This is a genomic window from Streptomyces sp. NPDC057565 (assembly GCF_042801455.1).
GTDB lineage: Bacteria > Actinomycetota > Actinomycetes > Streptomycetales > Streptomycetaceae > Streptomyces > Streptomyces yanii.
Genome location: NZ_JBHVFU010000013.1, coordinates 13,839 through 32,701 on the forward strand (window position 1 = coordinate 13,839; position 18,863 = coordinate 32,701).

At 70.3% G+C, this 18,863-nt stretch carries 20 protein-coding genes and 1 tRNA gene; 6 read left to right on the forward strand and 15 right to left on the reverse strand.

The annotated features are described in order from the left end of the window. Positions 1 to 74: 74 nt before the first annotated feature. From ACFU8W_RS23290 to ACFU8W_RS23300, 3 genes are all read right to left on the reverse strand, one after another. Complete coding sequence (locus ACFU8W_RS23290; protein ID WP_384040309.1) at positions 75 to 1,034, reverse strand: RNA-binding protein; 960 nt, start codon at positions 1,032 to 1,034, stop codon at positions 75 to 77. Next, complete coding sequence (locus ACFU8W_RS23295) at positions 1,031 to 1,492, reverse strand: DUF2199 domain-containing protein (RefSeq protein ID WP_384040741.1); 462 nt, start codon at positions 1,490 to 1,492, stop codon at positions 1,031 to 1,033. Before ACFU8W_RS23295 ends, ACFU8W_RS23290 begins: the two co-directional genes overlap by 4 nt. Positions 1,493 to 1,662: 170 nt before the next feature. Then, on the reverse strand, positions 1,663 to 2,181 hold the full coding sequence (locus ACFU8W_RS23300) for a hypothetical protein (protein ID WP_384040311.1): 519 nt from the start codon (positions 2,179 to 2,181) through the stop codon (positions 1,663 to 1,665). A gap of 116 nt (positions 2,182 to 2,297) precedes the next feature. On the opposite strand from ACFU8W_RS23300, the gene ACFU8W_RS23305 reads away from it, so the two are divergent. After that, positions 2,298 to 2,486: a helicase associated domain-containing protein gene (locus ACFU8W_RS23305; RefSeq protein ID WP_384040314.1), complete on the forward strand. Its 189-nt coding sequence runs from the start codon at positions 2,298 to 2,300 to the stop codon at positions 2,484 to 2,486. 601 nt (positions 2,487 to 3,087) lie between these two features. On the opposite strand, the gene ACFU8W_RS23310 is transcribed toward ACFU8W_RS23305, so the two are convergent. Then, a tRNA-OTHER gene (locus ACFU8W_RS23310) sits at positions 3,088 to 3,181 on the reverse strand. Positions 3,182 to 3,289: 108 nt separating this feature from the next. On the opposite strand from ACFU8W_RS23310, the gene ACFU8W_RS23315 reads away from it, so the two are divergent. Further along, positions 3,290 to 3,700, forward strand: coding sequence for a hypothetical protein (locus ACFU8W_RS23315; RefSeq protein WP_384040316.1), 411 nt, complete (start codon positions 3,290 to 3,292; stop codon positions 3,698 to 3,700). Between the two features lie 54 nt (positions 3,701 to 3,754). Further along, positions 3,755 to 3,958, forward strand: a complete 204-nt coding sequence (locus ACFU8W_RS23320; RefSeq protein ID WP_384040319.1) for a hypothetical protein — start codon at positions 3,755 to 3,757, stop codon at positions 3,956 to 3,958. A gap of 64 nt (positions 3,959 to 4,022) precedes the next feature. Here the strand turns inward: ACFU8W_RS23320 and ACFU8W_RS23325 are convergent, their stop codons facing one another. The 9 genes from ACFU8W_RS23325 to ACFU8W_RS23365 form a co-directional block, all read right to left on the reverse strand. Further along, a complete protein-coding gene (locus ACFU8W_RS23325) occupies positions 4,023 to 4,547 on the reverse strand; it encodes a hypothetical protein (protein WP_384040322.1) in 525 nt (174 codons plus the stop codon). A gap of 261 nt (positions 4,548 to 4,808) precedes the next feature. Then, the gene (locus ACFU8W_RS23330; RefSeq protein ID WP_384040325.1) at positions 4,809 to 5,231 is read right to left on the reverse strand and encodes a LamG-like jellyroll fold domain-containing protein; all 423 of its coding nucleotides are present in this window, start codon (positions 5,229 to 5,231) and stop codon (positions 4,809 to 4,811) included. After that, the gene (locus tag ACFU8W_RS23335; protein ID WP_384040328.1) at positions 5,164 to 6,564 is read right to left on the reverse strand and encodes an amidase; all 1,401 of its coding nucleotides are present in this window, start codon (positions 6,562 to 6,564) and stop codon (positions 5,164 to 5,166) included. Before ACFU8W_RS23335 ends, ACFU8W_RS23330 begins: the two co-directional genes overlap by 68 nt. Further along, the gene (locus ACFU8W_RS23340) at positions 6,561 to 7,787 is read right to left on the reverse strand and encodes an NADH:flavin oxidoreductase (protein ID WP_384040331.1); all 1,227 of its coding nucleotides are present in this window, start codon (positions 7,785 to 7,787) and stop codon (positions 6,561 to 6,563) included. Before ACFU8W_RS23340 ends, ACFU8W_RS23335 begins: the two co-directional genes overlap by 4 nt. Then, the gene (locus ACFU8W_RS23345; RefSeq protein WP_384040334.1) at positions 7,784 to 8,806 is read right to left on the reverse strand and encodes an ABC transporter ATP-binding protein; all 1,023 of its coding nucleotides are present in this window, start codon (positions 8,804 to 8,806) and stop codon (positions 7,784 to 7,786) included. The genes ACFU8W_RS23340 and ACFU8W_RS23345 overlap by 4 nt, the downstream gene beginning before the upstream one ends. After that, positions 8,803 to 9,858, reverse strand: coding sequence for an ABC transporter ATP-binding protein (locus tag ACFU8W_RS23350; protein WP_384040337.1), 1,056 nt, complete (start codon positions 9,856 to 9,858; stop codon positions 8,803 to 8,805). Before ACFU8W_RS23350 ends, ACFU8W_RS23345 begins: the two co-directional genes overlap by 4 nt. Further along, positions 9,855 to 10,889: an ABC transporter permease gene (locus tag ACFU8W_RS23355; protein ID WP_384040340.1), complete on the reverse strand. Its 1,035-nt coding sequence runs from the start codon at positions 10,887 to 10,889 to the stop codon at positions 9,855 to 9,857. Before ACFU8W_RS23355 ends, ACFU8W_RS23350 begins: the two co-directional genes overlap by 4 nt. Further along, positions 10,882 to 11,850: an ABC transporter permease gene (locus ACFU8W_RS23360; protein ID WP_384040343.1), complete on the reverse strand. Its 969-nt coding sequence runs from the start codon at positions 11,848 to 11,850 to the stop codon at positions 10,882 to 10,884. Before ACFU8W_RS23360 ends, ACFU8W_RS23355 begins: the two co-directional genes overlap by 8 nt. Before the next feature lie 157 nt (positions 11,851 to 12,007). Beyond that, positions 12,008 to 13,627, reverse strand: a complete 1,620-nt coding sequence (locus tag ACFU8W_RS23365) for an ABC transporter substrate-binding protein (protein WP_384040346.1) — start codon at positions 13,625 to 13,627, stop codon at positions 12,008 to 12,010. Positions 13,628 to 13,959: 332 nt separating this feature from the next. Here ACFU8W_RS23365 and ACFU8W_RS23370 point away from each other — a divergent pair, with 332 nt between their 5' ends. After that, positions 13,960 to 15,615 (forward strand): class I adenylate-forming enzyme family protein, encoded by a 1,656-nt coding sequence (locus tag ACFU8W_RS23370; RefSeq protein WP_384040349.1) that lies wholly within the window; start codon positions 13,960 to 13,962, stop codon positions 15,613 to 15,615. A 72-nt stretch (positions 15,616 to 15,687) separates the two neighbouring features. On the opposite strand, the gene ACFU8W_RS23375 is transcribed toward ACFU8W_RS23370, so the two are convergent. Beyond that, on the reverse strand, positions 15,688 to 16,464 hold the full coding sequence (locus ACFU8W_RS23375) for an SDR family oxidoreductase (RefSeq protein ID WP_384040352.1): 777 nt from the start codon (positions 16,462 to 16,464) through the stop codon (positions 15,688 to 15,690). 197 nt (positions 16,465 to 16,661) lie between these two features. Beyond that, positions 16,662 to 17,279: a TetR family transcriptional regulator gene (locus tag ACFU8W_RS23380; RefSeq protein ID WP_384040355.1), complete on the reverse strand. Its 618-nt coding sequence runs from the start codon at positions 17,277 to 17,279 to the stop codon at positions 16,662 to 16,664. 208 nt (positions 17,280 to 17,487) lie between these two features. Here ACFU8W_RS23380 and ACFU8W_RS23385 point away from each other — a divergent pair, with 208 nt between their 5' ends. Then, a complete protein-coding gene (locus tag ACFU8W_RS23385; RefSeq protein ID WP_384040358.1) occupies positions 17,488 to 18,363 on the forward strand; it encodes an LLM class F420-dependent oxidoreductase in 876 nt (291 codons plus the stop codon). Further along, positions 18,360 to 18,848 (forward strand): nuclear transport factor 2 family protein, encoded by a 489-nt coding sequence (locus tag ACFU8W_RS23390; RefSeq protein ID WP_384040361.1) that lies wholly within the window; start codon positions 18,360 to 18,362, stop codon positions 18,846 to 18,848. Before ACFU8W_RS23385 ends, ACFU8W_RS23390 begins: the two co-directional genes overlap by 4 nt. Positions 18,849 to 18,863 lie beyond the last annotated feature (15 nt).

The window sequence follows — 18,863 nt, forward strand, 5'->3', positions numbered from 1 at the left end:
ACTGAGCACGACACCTGGCCTGGTTGGACAACTTCAATGCACAGCACCAGCCCGCTCGCCCGGCGCGAGGTGGTTCACCACCGCGCGCGCAGCACGCCATCGCCGTCGGGCAGGGCGGCGCAGAACAGCGGGTGGCGTTCGTCGACATAGAGGGACAGGGCGCGGGCTGCCCGTGCGCCGGCCACGTGGACGGAGAGCTCCTGGTAGTGAGTGTCGTCGACGATCGCGTGGCTGATCCTGCCGTCCTGGGTCTCCCAGACGAATTCCACGGGTCCGTCCTCGGGCAGTGCGGCAAGGACGGCGCCGACGTCGGGGGTCAGGTCGGGCCAGACGGTCAGCAGGGCGCGCGGGATGAGTCCGGCGCGGACCGCGTCGAGGTTCTCCGCCGTGAGGCGGTGCCAGCGGGAGGCACCGCGTACGTGTTCTTCCTCTAGGAGCGCGGTCTGTCGCGAGGCCAGCGTCGTGCGCACGCGCGCCCAGAAGTCCTCGTCGGCCGGCTCCGTCATTTCCGCCTCGTCGAACTCCGCCGCGTAGGGCGAGGCCGTCAGCGGTTCCGGGAAGAGGCCGAGTTCCCGCGTCCGGGCGACGGCGTCGGGACAGGGTCGGTCGCTGCCCACGTACACGTACTGGTCCCACCCGACATGCACGGTGAACACGTCCCCCGTCTCCAGCCGGCACCAGGCGCCCTCGTCGCGGAGCATGGCCCGGACAAGCTCCAGAGCCACCGGAAGGGAGACCTCGGCCCCGTCGTGGTAGCCGGTCAGGTCGGGCGGGAAGAGCCCGTCCAGGCCGTGTCCCTCAGCCGGCGGTTCCACGCCGAAGTGGGCGAGGCCGGTGACCGCGGGCTCGCGGATCTCCAACCGGTCGATGCCCGAAGCCTCCGCGAACGCGGCGATCGCCGCCAGGTAGGCGGATTCGACTGGCCCGTGGTCGCTGACCGTGTCCTCGGCGCCGGTGTAGTGACCGTGCTCGTCGCGGTCGGCCGGGTCGTACTTGGTGATCCGGTGAACGAAGGCCGGCGGCACGCTGCTCACTGCTCGTCGTCGCCGGAGTGGAGCACGGCCGCCGCGATCTCCCGCACGCGGTCCAGGGTGATACCCGTGCGCTGTTCAACGGCGAGGGGGTGGTCGGTGGGCTCCAGCTCGACGAAGGGGCGTTCACTGACCGGGCGGGTGTGGACGTGCGTCTTCAGATAGAGGGTCGTGGTCGGGTAGACCGGCAGGTCGGTGGTGAGCCAGCCGAAGTACGGCTTCTCGGCCTCGCGGCCGGGGGTCTCCCACAGATCGGCGGCCCGGGAGAAGTTCTCTCGGCTGAGCGAGACCCAGACGCCCCAGGAGAACACCTCGTCGCTGCCGATGACTGGTATCTCGATCAGGCCCTTGACGAAGTAGTGCTGCCCGCGGACCACGCACTGGTCCGCGGAAAGCAGGCAGTCATCGGCACCAGCAAGGGACGGATCCCACACGGCCGGGGCTTCGGCCGTGTAGTTCATGGGCAGCTCAGAGTGCTGGGCGCCGCAGCACGTGCAGGTGAATCCGAGATCACTGGGCATGGTGCTGGAGCCTAGTGACGGGCTCCGGTACCACCTCGGGCGGGGGCCCCTCCCGTCCGCTGCCTGGCGGGCCATTTACTGAGGCGGAGCCGCCCCGGTGATCCCAGACCCTAACGGCCGACAGTGCTCCAGTCAGCGGGGGCTGGCGGCACCGAGCGGCCTGCGGCATGCTCGCGAAGGCGCCGGGTCAGTTCCGGCAGGTCGGAGGCCGGAAAGCTCACCTGGAGCAGCTGCAGGCGGAACCGTGACGGGATGTCCTCCTTGAACATCGCCGCGTCCATTGGCTTGATCGTCACGTCCCATGCGTCCGGGGCCGCCCAGTGCGTCATCCTCACGTAGAACGCGTCCCGCGGGCCGGCGTTCGCCACGGCGGAGAGGAAGGCGAGTCCGCTGTCGACCGGGAAGTCGATGAGCATCCATCCACGCCGGGATTCCACCCACTCCGCCATGTGCGGCAGCTTCTCTGGCCAGTCCGCGTTGCTCTCTGCAAGATCCTGACAGCAGGTGAAGGTGTCGAACCCGCACTCCCAGATCGCCTGGATCGTGGGTGCGAGCTGTTCGTCAATCTGGGCGTGGCGGCCACCCACCCGGACGAGAACGGCGGGGTGCGTGCCTTCGTAAGACGTCATCGCAGGAGCATAGAAGCGGGGTACGACAGAGAGGCAGGGGGAAGCCTTTCAGGCCACTGAGAGGCGCTCACCCGGGCCAGTCAGACGGTCACCGGCCAACCAACGCGCTTACTGTAATGGCCCTCCAGCAATACATCCAGCGGGAAGGGAAGCCCGTCGTCGCAAGACAGCACGTCGAAGAACTCCCCGACGGCACGACGGTGCGACTCGGCATCTTCCTCAGCAACCAGAAAACCCGACACGGCGAGCTCGACACCGAACAGCTCCGCGCACTCGCCAGGTTGGGAGTGGAGTGGGCGGTGTAGCAGCGCAGCAGGGCGGTGAAGCCGGACACGTCATACCGACCGGCAACCAACTGACCTGCATCATCACCAAAAGCATCAGCCCCAGACCGGCATACATGTCACCACTCGAATCGCCAACCACAACAAGCCGAACAGAACAAACCCCATACCTGACGCACTGACATCACACTGCCGAACCACCACCGGCAAAACCCCGCAGATCATCAGGGCGAGTGGTGGGTTGAGGTAACCGTGCAGGCGAGGCCTTCCAGGAAGTCCACAGGTACGGAGCCAGAGTTGGATGTACTCATCGACGAGTGCTGCTCCGCCCGGATCTAGCTCGCACTTGTTCCCCTTGAGAAACTGCTGGCCGAGGTGCCGCTGCCGCGCACTGAGCGAGAGCCTTTCGCAGCCAGCGTTACCGGTGTTCTCAGCCGCACTGACAGTCCGAACCAGTAAAAATGGTCCTGGACCACTCCCCTGAGAAACCGAGGTGACCGTGCCCCTGACGTGCCCGATCGACCGAGAACTGACGGGGAACCACGGTGATCGACGGACAGCGCACATGAGTACGGCCCCGATCGATTGAATCCGCCTCACCTGGTCAGGGGCCGTTCATCTGCGGTGGGTGTGGGATTTGAACCCACGGTGACATCGCTGCCACGACGGTTTTCAGAATCGCTGAGCCTGAATCGGCCATCGAGACTCCACCAACCCATGCCTGCGGCCGTCGGGTGCCAGGACATCCTCGCTATACGACCACTGATGGCCTATGTTGAACGTGTTCAAATGCTGCGGGGTGCGAGTCGCACAAAGGAGTGCTGATGACCATGACCCACGCGACGGCCGGCCCTGGCATGCGCCGGGTGCTGGCTCGGATGGGGCGGTGCGTCCTGTCGTACGTCCTGCTGGACATGGCCGTCTGGATCGTCATCGCGCTGGTGGTCCCGGACTCGTCCTTCCTCGGTAGCATGCGGGTCGGCCTGCTGATGCTGGCCTTCACCGGCATTCCCACCGTGCTCCTGGCAATCGTGGCCGGACTGGCCCATCAGCACATGGAGGTCACCCTCTTCCGGTGCCTGCTGGCCTTCCCCATGGTGCTCTTTGCGTTTCCGCTCATCGGGGCGGCCACGGCCGAGCCGCTGGTGCTCCAGGTGATGGCCCAGGTGGCCTTCGCCGTGTGGCTGATGCCTGCGCCGCTCGTCCCGGAGAACTGGGTGGGCTTGCCCGAGTAACGGGGCGCGCAACCAACAAGACATCTTCAGAAGCGTTGAGTCGTGGTGCCCTGCGTGCCCGATCAGACAATAAGTGGCGGGGGCAACGTGGTTGATCAGAACTGGGACGACGACACCGACTATCACCAGGCCGTGGGGCGGGCGTGGGCCATGGTGGCGGTCGCCTCGTGTTGCTCGTTGGTGGTTGTCGGGCTCGTTGTCCTCGCCGTCTTCGGCGTGGGCATCTTCGTGGCTCTCGCGAACGCTCTCAGCGGATAGCCCGCTGCGGTACAGCAGCGAAGTAAAGCAATCACAGCAACCGCCCCCAGTCGGCCGCATGCCTCTAGGCCCGAGTGTGACCGGCTGATGGTGTGTCAGGGAGTGCTGGGGCCGGGTGGCAGTTTCGAGTCAGGCCGCGGTGGGCATGGCGGCGGCACTGGTACAGCAGCGTGGTCTTGTTCGCGTCCTGGGTGGTGTCGACCTGGTCCAGGGCGGTGTAGTGGGTGGTCGTGGTGCCCGAGTCCGGGTCGGTGGCCGTGACCTGCCGGCCGAACAGGTCGTAGGTGTAGGACCACTGGGCGTTGTCCGAGCCGGTGACCAACGAGGGTTTGCCGTCCGGGGTGTATTGGGTGCTGACGTGGGTGCAGGTGGCGCCCAGGGTTGCGCCGTAGTCGAGGTCGTCGGGCTGGGTGAAGGCGTAGGTGCGCGTCTCGGTGGTGCGGCCCAGCGCGTCGGTCAGGGTGCGGGTGGCGGTGCCGCCGGTCACCGCGGTGGTGGCCGTGGAGTCGCCGGTGTAGCTGGTGGTCGTGGACCACTTCTGGACGCCGAAGACCAGCAGGCGGCCTTCTTCGGCGTGCTCAGCACACACGCGGGGTAGCTGACCAGGCCCAGCCGGGTGGACCAGTTGCCGCCCGCCGCGGAGGTGAACGAGCTGTAGTCAACGCTCATTTGCGCGCTGCCGGCCTGGGAGGCGGTGGCGGTGGCGGTGGCGATCAGCAGCACACCGGTGATCCCGGCCTTGCGCGCCGCGTCCTGGCCCAGAATGTGGACTGTCGCCGTGCCCGTGGCGGCGGGCTTCGCGGTGTGGGAGGTCTTGCCCGGCTTTGCCGGCGCCACCCGCGCGACAGCGTCAGCGGCGGCCTTGCCAGTGAGGGCTTGCGAGATCTCCGAGGGCCAGATGCGTCCACACCCCGGGCACGGCCGGATCCTTGGACACCACCCGCTGATACGACCACGTCCCCGACTTCGGGGCATCCGTATCCACCGCCCTGAAGGACCACTTGCCCAACGACTGCTCGTATCCCAGCAGGAACGGGCTGCGGTTGACACCGTTCTGCCCCAGCACGGTGGCGTTACGGGTCGTTGGGTCCATCCGCACCCAGGCAGCCAGCGTGCAGGAGGGCCGGGACGGCCCCGATGCCTTGCGATCGACGGAATGTCGCAGAGCCCGGGCAGGCCGGGAATCCACCGGGACCGGCACCCCGTCACGGAGCGGGCGGGGACCTCCAGGGCGCCTCCCGTTCCAGCTGTGCCGCCAGGGCGAGCAGCACACCCTCGCCGCCGAGGGGTGCGGCGAACTGGACGCCGAGCGGCAGCCCCTCGCCGTCGTGGCCGAAGGGGACGGACATGGCCGGCATCCCGGTCACGTTGTACACGCTGGTGAAGGCGGAATGGACGGACGCGTGCCGGTAGATCGATTCCGGGTGCGTGGTGTCGAGGGTGCCGAGCAGCGGGGTGGGCTGTGCGAGGGCCGGGCTGAGCAGGACGTCGAACCGGTCGAACGCCGCGCCGACCTCCCAGCCGATCTCCTGCGCGCGGCGCAGTGCCCGGCTGACGTCGGCGGCGGGCAGGGCGCGGTAGGTGTCGTAGAGGACTCGGGTGAACGGCTCGATGTCGTCGCCGGCCAGGGGCCTGGAGAGCTGGGCGAGCCGGGCGTCGATCTGGGCGACGAGGTCGGCGCCCATCAGGGCTCCGGAGGTGCGGCCGACGTCGCCGGGGCGGTATCGGGCGGTGGCCTCGACGACGTCGTGGCCGAGCCGTTCGCACAGCAGGGCGGCGGCGCGTGCGGCTCCGGCACAGTCGGGGTGGACGTCGGGGCCGTCCGGGAGTGCGGTGATCAGGCCGATACGCAGTCGCCCGGGGTCGCGGCGGGCCAGTTCGGCGAAGGGGGCGGCCGGGGCGGGGGCGGCATACGCGTCCCCGGGCATGGGGCCGGCGACGACGTCGAGGAGCAGGGCGCTGTCCCGGACGGTCGTGGTGACGGCGTGGTGTCCTGAGACCAGGCCCGACAGAGTGGTGGGGCGGGGCGCGGGCGAGACGCGTCCGCGGCTGGGCTTGAGGCCGAACAGTCCGCAGGCGGCGGCCGGGATGCGGATCGAGCCGCCGCCGTCGCTGGCGTGCGCGACCGGGACCATTCCGGCCGCCACCGCGGCAGCCGAGCCGCCGCTGGAGCCGCCCGGTGAGTGGGCGGTGTTCCAGGGATTGCGGGTGGGGCCGAAGAGGACCGGTTCTGTGGAGGCGTTGAGGCCCAGTTCAGGGGTGTTGGTAGTGCCGAGGACGACGGCCCCGGCGCGCCGGTAGCGGGCCACCAGTTCACTGTCGTGGTCGGCGGTCGCGTCGGTGAAGAGACGGCAGCCGCCCGTCGCCGGCAGCCCTTCCACCTCGGTGCCGAGATCCTTGACCAGCATGGGCACGCCATGCAGCGGGCCGTCCGGCAGACCGGCCGCCACCTCGGCGAGCGCGGCCTCGAACCGGGTGTGGATCACCGCGTTGAGGCGTGGGTTGTGTTTCTCGATGCGCGCGATCGCCTGCTCGGTGACGGTACGGGCGTCGGTCTCGCCGTTCCTCACCGCTGCGGCCGTGGCGACGGCGTCCGGGCCCCTCACGCCACGTACCCGGCAGGCTTGCCCCACGTCTCACGGCGGGTGGTGCCACGGTCGACCAAGACGCAGCGGGTCCCGGTGAAGTTGGTCGGCATGCACTTGTTGCAGTGGATGCACAGGGACGGGGTGGTGGCGTCCTTGCGCAGGCGGTTGACCAGATCGGGCTCGCGCAGCAGGGACCGGGCCATGGCCACGTACTCGAAGCCCTCACGCATCGCGAGGTCCATGACCGGCTTGCCGGTGATGCCGCCGAGCAGGATCATCGGCAGCTTCACGGCGGCCCGGATCTGCCGGGCATCCTCCAGGAGGTAGGCATCCCGGTAGGGGTAGCTGCGCAGGAACCGCTTGCCGACCAGCTTCACCCCGAGCTTGATCGGCTGCGGCATGATCGCGGAGAAGTCGTCGAGCGGGGCGTCGCCCTTGAAGAGGTACATCGGGTTGAGCAGGGAGCTGCCGGCGGTCATCTCCAGGGCATCGACGGTGCCGTCCTGTTCGAGCCACTGCGTGACGGGGATGGACTCGTCGAGCCAGAAGCCGCCCGGGACCCCGTCGTCCATGTTCATCTTGGCGATGACGGCGATCCGACCGCCGACCGCGTCGTGGACGGCCCGCATGATCTCCCGGGCGAACCTGGCCCGGTTCTCCAGGCTGCCGCCGTACGCGTCGGTGCGGTGGTTGACCTTGGGGCTGAGGAAGGAACTGGCCAGGTAGTTGTGGCCGAGGTGGACCTCGACGGCGTCGAAGCCCGCGTCGATCGCGCGGCGTGCGGCCTCGGCGTGGGCCTCGGTGATGCGCTTGATGTCGGCGACGGAAGCCTCCTGCGCCCAGCTGATGGTGGTGGCGTGGAAGTGCTTGGACGGGGAGAGTGCCGGGGCGCCGTTGCCCTTGGGGTTGGCGACGGGTCCGCCGTGGCCGATCTGCGCGGAGACCGCGGCTCCCTCGGCGTGCACGGCGTCGGTGAGTACGCGGAGTCCAGGCATCGCCTCGTCGGTCCAGTGGATCTGGTGCCGGTCGGTCCGCCCTTCCTTCGAGACGGCGCAGTAGGCGACGGTCGTCATGCCGACGCCGCCACGCGCGTAGGCGACGTGGAAGTCGACGAGATCCTTGGTCACCAGGGACTTGTGGCTGAGCCCTTCGTAGGTCGCCGCCTTGATGATGCGGTTGCGGAGCTTGAGCGGGCCCAGCTGGGCGGGAGCCAGGACATCGGGCGTCTCGGTGGTGGTCACGAGTGGTTCCTCCTCGGTTGTACGTGGTGACAGGCGACCCGGTGGCCGGGCCGGATGTCCCTGAGCGGTGGCTCCTCCTCGGAGCACCGATCGGTGGCCAGCGGGCAGCGGGTGCGGAAGCGGCAGCCCGACGGCGGGTTCAGGGGCGACGGGAGTTCGGCAGCCGCGCCGACGGCGGCCGGTTCCTCGACGGCGCCGGGGCCGCGCTGGGCCTCGGGGAGCGAGGCGAGCAGCAGCCGCGTGTAGGGGTGGACGGCTTCGTCCTGCATCCCGTCGGATGGCAGTACCTCGCAGACCTTGCCGAGGTACATCACCATGACGCGGTCGCTGATGTTCTTCACCACGGACACGTCGTGGGCGATGAAGACCATGCTCAGTCCGCGCCGCTGCGTCGCCGTCTCAAGGAGGTTGAGGATCTGCGCCTGCACGGATACGTCGAGGCTGGAGACGGGTTCGTCACAGATCAGCACCTCGGGGTCCAGGAGCAGGGCGCGGGCGATGCAGACCCGCTGGCACTGGCCGCCGGAGAGTTCGTGCGGCCTGCGGTCGCGTACGGTCGCCGGGTCGAGGCCGACGTCGCGCAGGGCGGCGTCGATCCGGGTGTCCTTGTCGCGGGAGTCGTCGCCGCTCCCCCAGATCGACAGGCCCTCCCACACCAGGTCCTTGACCTTGCGGCGCGGGTTCAGGGCGGAGACCGGGTCCTGCATGATGATCTGCATCCGGGCGCGGGCCCGGCGCAGTTCCCCGGGGGCGAGGCCGGTGAGGGTCACCTCGCCGAGGCGTACGGTGCCCGAGTCCGGGGGCGGCAGCTGGATCAGGGAGCGGCCGACGGTGGACTTGCCGCAGCCGGACTCACCGAGAATGCCCAGGGTTTCGCCCGCCGCGACGTCCAGGCCGACACCGGAGACGGCGTGTACCTTGCGGCCGCCGCCGGCCGGGAACTCCACGACGAGATTCTCCGCGCTCAGCGCGGGCGACTGCGGGTCCCGTGCGGTGGCGGTGGTGCGGGTGGTCGTCATACGGCGGCCTCCTCGACGGCGCCCAGGGGGTGGTGGCAGGCGACGAGGCCGCCCGCGTCGCGGTCACCGGCGTATCCGGTGAGCGGGGGCGAGTCGGTGCCGCAGCGATCGGTGGCCGCGCCGCAGCGCGGGGCGAACCGGCAGCCGGGGGGCGGGTGGAGCAGGTTGGGTGGGCGGCCCTCGATGGTGGGGAGCAGGGTGTGCGGGGGCAGGTCGAGGCGCGGGATGGAGGAGATCAGGGCGCTGCTGTACGGGTGCCGGGGGCGTTCGAACACGGCCGCGGTGGGCGCGTACTCGACAAGGCGGCCCGCGTACATCACCGCGACCCGGTCCGTGCGGCCGGCAACGGTGGCGAGGTCGTGGCTGATCAGGATGGTCGCCATCCGCAGGTCCCGGGCCAGCGACTGGAGGAGGTCCAGGATCTGCTTCTGCACGGTCACGTCGAGCGCGGTGGTCGGTTCGTCGGCGATGAGCAGGCGCGGGCCGCAGGCCAGGGCCATGGCGATGACGACGCGCTGGCGCATGCCGCCGGAGAGTTCGTGCGGGTACTGGGCGGCCCGCCGGGCGGGTTCGGGGATGCCGACCTGCCGGAGCAGGTCGACGGCCCTTTCCCGGGCCTCGGCGCGGCTCAGGCCGAGGTGGGCGCGGACGCTCTCGGACAGGTGCGTTCCGACCTTCTTCACCGGGTTCAGCGAAGTCATCGGGTCCTGGAAGACCATGGCGACCTCGGTGCCCCACAGGGATCGGCGGCCCGACGGGGTGAGTGCGTGGACGTCCTTGCCACCGAGCAGGACGGTGCCGGAGACGGTGGTGCCGGGGCCGTCGGTGATCAGACCCATGAGGGTGCGTCCGAGCACCGACTTGCCCGAGCCGGACTCGCCGACGATGCCGAGGGTCTCGCCCTCGGACAGCGACAGGCTGACACCGTCGACGGCCTGCACGGGCCCGTGTGGTGTGTGGAAGGCGGTACGAACGCCGGTGGCGGTCAGCAGCTCGGGCTCTTCGGGGCCGGCGGCCGCTCCCGGGTCGTCGGTCAGCGGTATGGTGGTCACAGTTTCACGCTCCGGGAGTCCCATCGCCCGCGAGCCTTCTCGCCGACGATGTTGAAGGCGAAGACGGTGAGGAAGAGGAACGCACCGGGTACGAGCACGATGTGCGGGTGGTCCTCGAAGACCCGCCCCTCCCCCTCCGCGATCATGTTTCCCCAGGTGGGTTCGGGTGGCTGGATGCCGAGTCCGAGGAAGCTGAGCGAGGCCTCGGCAACGATGAGGACCGAGATCATCACGACCGCCAGGGACAGCAGCGGCAGCAGGACGTTGGGCAGCAGTTCGCGCAGCAGGATCCGGGAGCGGGTGGCGCCCATGGCGCGGGCCGCGACGACGAACTCCCGGTTGGCGTAGGCCATCGTGGTGGCGCGGGCGAGCCGCACCATGCCCGGGATGGTGAGCAGGGCCAGTGAGAGGGCGACGTTGCGCAGATGCGGCTCCAGCACCGTGGCGAGCGCGATGAGCAGGATCAGCGGGGGCACCGCGAGCAGCGAGTTGGTGGCGATGCCCACCGCACGGTCGACGCCCTTGCGGAAGTAGCCGGCCACCATGCCGATCGCACCGCCGACGACGGTGCCTACGGCGACCGCGGACAGCGAGATGATCAGCGAGGACCGGGCGCCGTAGAGGGACCGGGCGAGCAGGTCGAGGCCGAAGGCGTTCGTGCCGAGGGGGTTGTCCCCGGTGAACGTCGGGGTGGCGAAGACCGGTTCGAGGACGGTGCTCGCAACGTCGCGGTCCTCTCCGATCGGCAGCCACGGGGCGAGGAGGATCGCGAGGCCGAGCAGGATGAGCCAGCCCGTGCCGAACCAGAACACCAGGTCGAAGCCGGGTCCTGCCCAGCGCTTGCCGAGCCGGGAGGCTCCGGCGAACGTCAGGCCGAGGCCGAGTAGGGCGAGGGCCGCCTTGGCGGGCGTCACGAGTTGGGGTGTCGTCGCGCCGAACCCCAGCACGACGAGGCCGACGACGGTGAGGGTCACGGCGGTGAGCAGGGGCGGCGGGATGGCGGTCCGCGTGCGCGGAACGATGTCAGGCATGGACACGTCGCGTCCTCGGGTCGAGGTAGCCGTAGGAGAAGTCGATGGCGGCGTTGATCACCACGTAGATCACGGCGATGGTGAGCACGGCGCCCTGAACCATCGGGTAGTCGCCCTGGCCTGCGGCGTTGACGACGAGGGTTCCCATGCCGGGCAGCCCGAAGAGGTACTCGACGACGACGGTGCTGCCGATGAGCCGGCCGAGGCTGAGGCCCAGCAGGGTGACCAGGGAGAACGAGGAGGGGCGCAGGGCGTCGGTGAACAGGATGCGCAGCGGGTTCATGCCCTTGGCACGGGCGGCGAGAATGTAGTCCTCCCGCAGGGTCACGATCAGGTCGCCGCGAAGTACCCGGGTGAACATGGCCAGTTCGGCGAGTGCCACGGTCAGCGCCGGCAGGAAGGCATGGTGCAGGTTGCCCAGCAGGTCACCGTCGCCGAGCCGGATCCATTCGGAACGCGGGAACCAGCCCGCCGAGTTGACCAGGAGCAGGATCAGCAGGAGCCCGGCCAGGAAGCTGGGCACGGACAGCACCCCGAAGGTGCCGGCGCCGATGATCCGGTCGGCGGCCGAATTCTCCCGGTACGCCGACCACATGGCCAGCGGTACGGCGATCAGCAGGGCGATGAGCAGCCCCAGGGCGGCGATCTCGAAGCTGACGGGCAGCGCGGACAGCACCCGGTCGGTGACATCGCTCTGCGGCGGTACGACGGACTGGCCGAAGTCCCCGGTGAGGACACCGCCCAGCCAGTCGAGGTAGCGGGTGACCAGCGACTGGTCGAGGCCGAGTTCCGTGCGGAGCTCGGCGTACTCGGCCGGCGACCGGCCGGCGCCCAGGATGTCGACGGCGGGGTCGCCGGGCAGCAGGACCACCAGGGAGAAGACCCCCATGCTCGCGATGAGGAGCACGCCCACCAGTTCCAGGACCTTGAGGGCCGGTCGGCGCAGCGCAGCGGGACTCATGGGTTCCTCCAGTTCTGCCCGGTGGCGGCACACGGGTCTACGGGATGCGCATCGCGGTGCGGTGAAGCTACTGGCGGGCGGGCCGGCCGGCCCAGGGCGGTGACCCGGTGAGCGGGAGCCCGCCGGGTACCGCGGCGGGCGGCCGGCCCTCGGGACGTCACTTGCTGATCCACGCCTCATCGAAGAGGGTCATGTACTCGTCGGTGGGCACGACACCGTGCACGTTCTTGGCCCAGGCGGTGAAGGCCGCGCTCGCACCCAGGTTCACCAGGGGGACGTCCTCGTTGAAGAGGGTCTGCACCTCGTCGAGGATCTTCTGGGTCCCGGCGTCGCTGTCCGCGGCCTGGAGCCGGACCAGCAGGGCGTCCATCTTCGGGTTGGCGTACCCGCCGGGGTTGCCGTAGCTCGTGGAGTTCAGGACGCTCTGGAGGCGGTGGTACGGGTCGCTCTCGGAGATGCTTGCCGCACCTCGGCTGATGTCGAAGTCGTGCTCCACGTACGTCTTCGACGTCCGGTCGGCGATCGAGGAAACCATGTCGAGTCTCACGGTGAAGCCGACCCGTTCCAGCATCGCCTTGGTGACAACGCCCTTGGCCCTGGCGACGGGGTCGGTGCCGTCCATGTAGGTGACCGTGCCGTCGTAGCCGTCCTTCTTGGCCTCGGCGAGCAGCTTCTTCGCCTGGTCGAGGTCGACGCCGAGGGGCTTCACCTCGGAGTGCAGGCGCGATTCCGGCGGGAAGATCTCCTTGCCGGGCAGGCCCTTGCCGTTGTAGGCGCGTTCGGTTTCGAGCTCCGGGTCGAGGGCCAGGGCCATCGCCTTGCGGACGCGCAGGTCGGCGCCGGGCCGGCCCTTGCGGGTGTTGATGACGACCATGTTGCCGAGACCGGTGAGGGTCAGTTCCCCGGGGTGGCCCGCCTTCACGGCTTCGTCGACGACGTCGGGGCTGCGCATGTACGTCAAATCGGCGGTGCCGTCTTCGAGCGACTCCAGTTTGGTGCGGTCGGACTGCGGCCAGGTGAAGCGGAGCGCGTCGAGGTGGGGCCTGCCCTTGAAGTAGCTCTTGTTGGCCTTGAGGACCATCTCCTCCTGGGGGGCGTACTTGTCCAGGACGAAGGGGCCCGCCCCGATGGGCTTGAACGTCTTCCCGGCGTACGCGGCGGGGGCGACGATCATGCCGGGTGCCTGGGCGAGCATCGCGGGGAACGTCGCCCAGGGGTTTCGGAGAGTGAAGACGACGGTGGAGTCGTCGGTGGCCTCGGCCTTCGCCAGGTTCGGGGCGAGCAGAGCGGTGTCGGCGCCCTTGTTCTTCTGGTACCAGGCGATGGAAGCGGTCACGGCGTCCGCGTCGAGCGCGGTGCCGTCGGAGAACTTCACCCCGTCGCGGAGCTTCAGCGTCCAGGTCTTCAGGTCGTCGCTGCTGTGCAGTGACTCGGCGAGCTGGGGTTCGTACTTCTTGGCTGCGGTGTCGTACCGCATCAGTACGTCGTAGACGGCGGCGAGCGCGGAGCCGCCGGAGGCTCCGGTGGCATAGGTGACGGCGGGGCTGAGGCTGCGCGCCTCGGCGTAGTCGGCGATGCGCAGGGTGCCGCCGTCGACCGGCGTACCGCCGTCGGGCTGTTCGCCGACCAGGCCGAAGGTGTAGCGGCCGCGTTCGGTCTTCTGCGTCTTTGCGCCATCGGTCTTGTCGGCGTCGGACGATACGCACGCGGAGGTGAGCATCGCCGCGACGGCCAGGGTGGCGGCGAGGCGGACTCGCGGCCGTGGTGCTCGCTTCATTTCTTCCTCCAGAAGCCCGGGCCGGTCGGGCCGGTGCCGGAAGGCGGGAAAGACGGGTGCCGGAAGGCAGGTGACACCCGGGCAGGAGGCCCGGGGCCGGAGCAGGTGGGGGGACGCTACGGCCGACGAAATCCGGCCGACGTGACGCATCCCACTCACCGGGAGCCGTGTGCCGCCTTGTCCGCACGCCTGTCGTCACCGTTGTCGCCGGGTCACCGCCGTGAAACGGTGTCCCAGTGACCGGAATCAGCCATGAGAAGAGGGACCGGCACTGCTGACACTGACCTCGACCGCGATCCCAGTGGAGTTCGAGACGCACCAGGAGTCACCTGATGTCCAGCGATACGGATCACCGCTCGGCCGCTCCCGCCGGAGCGGCGGAGATCATCGGCCGGCTCATCGGCCCGGGCGGCCGTTTCGAGCTGTCCGAAGCCGAAGTGCTGGGGGCCCGGCTGCCGGTGTTCACCCACCGGCAGCGGGCCCTGCACGAGGTGCTGCACACGTCCGTCGCCCATGCCGACCGTGACTACATCGTCACCGCGGACCGGCGGATCACCTTCGCCGAGCACGCCGCCCAGGTCGCCTCGCTGGCACAGGTGCTGCGGGAGGAGTACGGCATCGCCCAGGGCGACCGGGTGGCCATCGCCGCCGCCAACTCCCCCGAGTGGATCCAGACCTTCTGGGCCACCGTGTCGATCGGCGCGGCGGCGGTCGGATTCAACGCCTGGTGGTCGGCGCGGGAGATGGCGCAGGGCATCGACAACGCGGAGCCTTCGCTGGTGGTGGCCGATGCCAGGCAGGCGGCGAAGCTGGCCGGCTGCGCGGTACCGGTGCTGTCCGTGGAGGACGACATCACCCGCTTCGTCGCGGCCCACCCCGAGGCGCCGCTGCCGTCCGCGGACGTCGCCGAGGACGACCCGGCCGTCATCCTCTACACCTCGGGCACCTCGGGCCGCCCGAAGGGGGCGGTGCACACGCATCGCAACCTGCTGGCCGTGATCGAGTACCACCGTCTCAACGACGCGCTGCTCCAGGAGTTCGGCGACCCGCTGCCCCCGCTGGATCGCGTCTACCTGCTGACGCTGCCGCTGTTCCACATCGCGAGCCTGCACAACCTGGCCGTGCCGCGGCTCGCCACCGGCAGCCGGATCGCCCTGCACCAGGGCGCGTTCGACGTGGACGCCGTCCTGGGCATGGTCGAGCGCGAACGGGTCACCAACTGGGGCGCGGTGCCGACCATGGCCCACCGGATGCTCGAACACGGCGGGGCCCACCGGTACGACACGTCCTCGCTGACGGCGTTCGCGCTGGCCTCCGCCCCGTCCTCGACCGCGTTCAAGGAGCGGCTGCGGCAGAACCTGCCGTTCGCGAAGGACTCGCTGGTGGACAGCTACGGGCTGACCGAGACCTGTACGGCTGTGGCCGCGGCGAGCCCGCAGGAGCTGGCGGCCGCGCCCGGCACGCTCGGGCGGCCCGTCACCGGCGTACGGCTGGAGATACGGGACCCCGCCGGCGAGGTGCTCGGCGAGGGCGAAGAGGGCGAGGTCTGGGTCCGCAGCCAGTTCAACATGCTGGGGTACTGGCGCGATCCGGATGCCACCGCCGGTGCCGTCGACGCGGACCGCTGGCTGCGCACCGGTGATCTGGGGCAGTTGCGCGAGGGCCGGCTGTATCTCAGCAGCCGTCGTTCGGACCTGATCATTCGCGGCGGCGAGAACGTCTATCCGGCCGAGATCGAGACGGTGCTCGTGGAGCACCCGGACGTCCGTGAGTGCCTGGTGCTGGGGGTGCCGCATCCCGACCTCGGCCAGGAGGTCGCCGCGGTCGTGGTGCTCGCGGCGGGCTCGACGGTCACCGAGGAGGAGCTGCGGGAGTACGCGGCGGCCGAACTGGCGTACTTCAAGGTGCCCAAGCAGTGGCGGCTGACCACCGAGGCGCTGCCGCGCAACGCGACCGGCAAGGTGATCCGGACCAAGGTGCGCGTCTGACACCCGTTCCCCCGGCGCACGAGCGAAGGTGCCCCGGCCGCATGACGCGACCGGGGCACCTCTTGCGACGGCTCAAAAGTCGGCGGGCCCGCGCAGGGTCGCCTCGGCCCCTCCGTCGACGTACACCACCTGCCCGGTGATGTGGCTGTTTCCCTCGGAGGCCAGGAACAGCACGGCCCGTGCGACGTCCTCGGGCTCCAGATAACCGTTGAGCGGCATGGGGACCGCCGCGTCCATGACCTTCTTCATCTCCGGGTCGTCGAAGAGCCCCGCGCTCATCGGGGTGAGGACGATGCCGGGCGCGACGACGTTCACGGGGATCCCGGCGTCGGCCCAGCCCTCGGAGACCGCGGTGCGCCGCGCCCACTGCGCGAGCGCTGCCTTGGACGAGGGGTACAGCTGCCGGGCGCGGCCGTCGGCCACGGCGCGTTCGGCATGTTCCAGGGCCGTGGCTTCGTCGCCTGCCAGACAGGCGGCGACGACCTCCGGGTCGTGGGGCTGCGTACCGGAGATCGAACCGATGGCCACGACCCGTGACCGCTCGGCCGCGGCGAGGGCCGGGCGCAGCGCCGTCACGAACTCGGTGGTGCCGAAGTAGTTGACGGTCACCATCGCGGTTCCCGGTACGGAGGTTCCGGCGCAGGTGACGACCGCGTCCACGACTCCGCCGGCCGCCTCGGTGGCCGCAGCCGCGGCTGCGGCACGACCGCCCGGTGTGGACAGGTCGGCCTCCACCTCGCCTCCGTGGAGGTCCACGCCGATCACTCGGTCTCCCTGGGCTCGGAACAAGGCGGTGAGGGCGGCACCGATCCCGGAACCGGATCCGGTGACGACGACGTTGCGCGGCATGAGTACTCCTCGGGTGGGTCGGTGCTGCTGGCGCGTGAGGGCCGGTCCCGTCGGCTCGGCACCCCTGCGCGGAGCAGCCGGCCACGGGAAGCGGCCCTCGTGGGCACCGTAGAAGCTTCGGCCCGAGCCCGCGCCCGCCATCCCACTGACCGGACGGCGGGCGCGGGCTCGACCGGGACCGCGGGTGCGGCAGGGCCTCAGGCGCGTCGCTCGGCCAGGACCGGGCCGAGGAGGAGACGGCAGGCCAGCCGGATGCCGTCCTGCGCCGCCTCTGCCGAGGAGCGCTCGTACAGGACGGTGGTGAGCAGGCCGTACCAGGCCTGCTCCAGGATGCGGACCACTCGCCGGTCCTGGCCGCAGGGGGTGGACACCCCTGCCATGCGCAGGATCAGGTCCACGATGATCTCGTCCGTGCGGCGGGCCTGACTGCCGTCGCCGACGTGGGAGACGTTGGTGGACTGGAGCATCGCCAGGGCCAGCAGCGGCTGTTCGAGGAGCTGCCGGCTCGCCTCGGTGAGCAGTTCGCTCACCGCTTCCACCGGCCCTGCGCCCGGCGGGGGCAGCGGAGTGCCGGCATCGAGGCGGCACACCTGGTCGTGCAGGACGGCGGCGAACAGGTGGGTCTTGGACGGGAAGTAGCGGTACAGGGTGGCGATCGCGACACCGGACCGCCGGGCCACGTCCTGCATCTGCATGCCTTCGAGACCGTGTACGGCTCCGAGGTGCGCCGCGGCCCGCAGCATGCGGGCGTAGCGCCGGCGCTGCTTGGGTGAGCTGGGGTGCGCGGGAGTTCTCTCGCAGTTCGTTCGGGGCACGGTGCTGACGTCCTTCCGCCGGCCGCCGATGTTCTCGCGCGCCGCACGGGCCCGGTGGGCGTCGTTCCGTTGAGTGGGACCCGGCCGGAAGCCGTGGTCCGGGGCGCTTCCCGCCCACCGGGACGCGGCCTGCGCGAGCCGGGGCGGGGGATTTGGATGGCCGCTTCACGTTCCGTCCCATCCCGTTCTGCCCCAGAGAGGTGCCCCCATGCGGCTCGGCATCAACAGTCCCGTCGTCACGGCCGTCCCCGGCGTCCATTCCCCGTGGGAGCGCACTGCCGGCATCGAGGAGCTGGGGGCGGTCGCCGAGGCGGCTGACCGGCTCGGCTTCGATCATCTGTCCTGTTCGGAACATGTGGCGGTGCCCGCGGAGATCGCCGGGCAGCGCGGCGGCACCTACTGGGACCCGCTGTCCACCTTCGGCTACCTGGCGGCCCGGACCCACCGGATCCGGTTCGTCACCCAGGTCCTGGTGCTCGGTTACCACCATCCGCTGGAGATCGCGAAGCGCTACGGCACGCTGGACCTCATCTCGGGCGGGCGGGTCGTCCTGGGCCTCGGGGTGGGCAGTCTGGAGGAGGAGTTCCAGTTGCTCGGCGCTGCTTTCGAGGGCCGGGGCGCGATCGCCGACGACGCCCTCGGGGCCCTGCGGGCGTCCCTGTCCCGCCGCGAACCCGCGTACCACGGTGAGCACTTCGACTACGAGGGGCTCGTGGTGGAGCCGCACGCCGTGCAGGACCGGGTGCCGTTGTGGATCGGTGGCCGCACCCCGCGTTCGCTGCGCCGGGCGGTGGCGTACGGGGACGGCTGGGTGCCGTTCGGGCTGCCGCTCGACCGGCTGAGCGAGATGGTCGGCGCGGCCTCGCTGCCGGAGGGCTTCGAGGTGGTGCTGAGTGCGGGCCGCCCGCTCGACCCGTCGGGCGATCCGGACGCCGCGTCCGAGGCGTTGCGGAAGGTGTCCGAGGCCGGAGCCACACTGGTCAGCGTGTCGCTGAACGCCACAGGGGCGAGCCATTACGTCGACCAGCTGGAGGCACTCGCCGCGATCGCGGGCCTGACGAAGAGTGTGGAGGCACGGGCATGAGGGACCGGCTCGCCGCGATCGAGGCGCGGCTCAGGATGCTGGAGGACGAGCGCGACATCGCGCGCACGATGGCCTCGTACGGGCCGCTGGTGGACGGAGGCGACGCGGACAGCGTCGCCGCGCTCTGGGCGCCGGACGGGGTGTACGACATCGACGAGATCTTCCTCGCGGGCCGGGAGCGGGTTCGTGAGATGGTCCGCTCCCCCGCACACCAGGGCTGGATCCGCCAGGGGTGCGCACATGTCGTGGGCCCGCCGCACATCACGGTGAACGGCGACGAGGCCGTGGCGGTGTGCCACTCGCTGATGGTGGTGCACGAGTCGGGCCGGTACGTGGTGCGCCGGGCGACGGCCAACCACTGGCGGCTACGCCGCTTGCCGTCGGGGTGGGAGGTCGTGACCCGGACCAATCGCATCCTGGACGGCCGCACGGAGTCCCCCGCGCTGCTGGTGGCCGGGGTGCGGGGCGAGCCCGCCGGCGCCTGAATTCCCCTGCCCGCA

Coding starts and splice junctions, on each gene's coding strand:
- ACFU8W_RS23295 (WP_384040741.1), bottom strand. CDS start 1,492: ATGAACTACACGGCCGAAGCCCCGGCCGTGTGGGATCCGTCCCTTGCT.
- ACFU8W_RS23360 (WP_384040343.1), bottom strand. CDS start 11,850: ATGAGTCCCGCTGCGCTGCGCCGACCGGCCCTCAAGGTCCTGGAACTG.
- ACFU8W_RS23315 (WP_384040316.1), top strand. CDS start 3,290: ATGACCATGACCCACGCGACGGCCGGCCCTGGCATGCGCCGGGTGCTG.
- ACFU8W_RS23370 (WP_384040349.1), top strand. CDS start 13,960: ATGTCCAGCGATACGGATCACCGCTCGGCCGCTCCCGCCGGAGCGGCG.
- ACFU8W_RS23345 (WP_384040334.1), bottom strand. CDS start 8,806: ATGACGACCACCCGCACCACCGCCACCGCACGGGACCCGCAGTCGCCC.
- ACFU8W_RS23365 (WP_384040346.1), bottom strand. CDS start 13,627: ATGAAGCGAGCACCACGGCCGCGAGTCCGCCTCGCCGCCACCCTGGCC.
- ACFU8W_RS23385 (WP_384040358.1), top strand. CDS start 17,488: ATGCGGCTCGGCATCAACAGTCCCGTCGTCACGGCCGTCCCCGGCGTC.
- ACFU8W_RS23300 (WP_384040311.1), bottom strand. CDS start 2,181: ATGACGTCTTACGAAGGCACGCACCCCGCCGTTCTCGTCCGGGTGGGT.
- ACFU8W_RS23390 (WP_384040361.1), top strand. CDS start 18,360: ATGAGGGACCGGCTCGCCGCGATCGAGGCGCGGCTCAGGATGCTGGAG.
- ACFU8W_RS23375 (WP_384040352.1), bottom strand. CDS start 16,464: ATGCCGCGCAACGTCGTCGTCACCGGATCCGGTTCCGGGATCGGTGCC.
- ACFU8W_RS23305 (WP_384040314.1), top strand. CDS start 2,298: ATGGCCCTCCAGCAATACATCCAGCGGGAAGGGAAGCCCGTCGTCGCA.
- ACFU8W_RS23355 (WP_384040340.1), bottom strand. CDS start 10,889: ATGCCTGACATCGTTCCGCGCACGCGGACCGCCATCCCGCCGCCCCTG.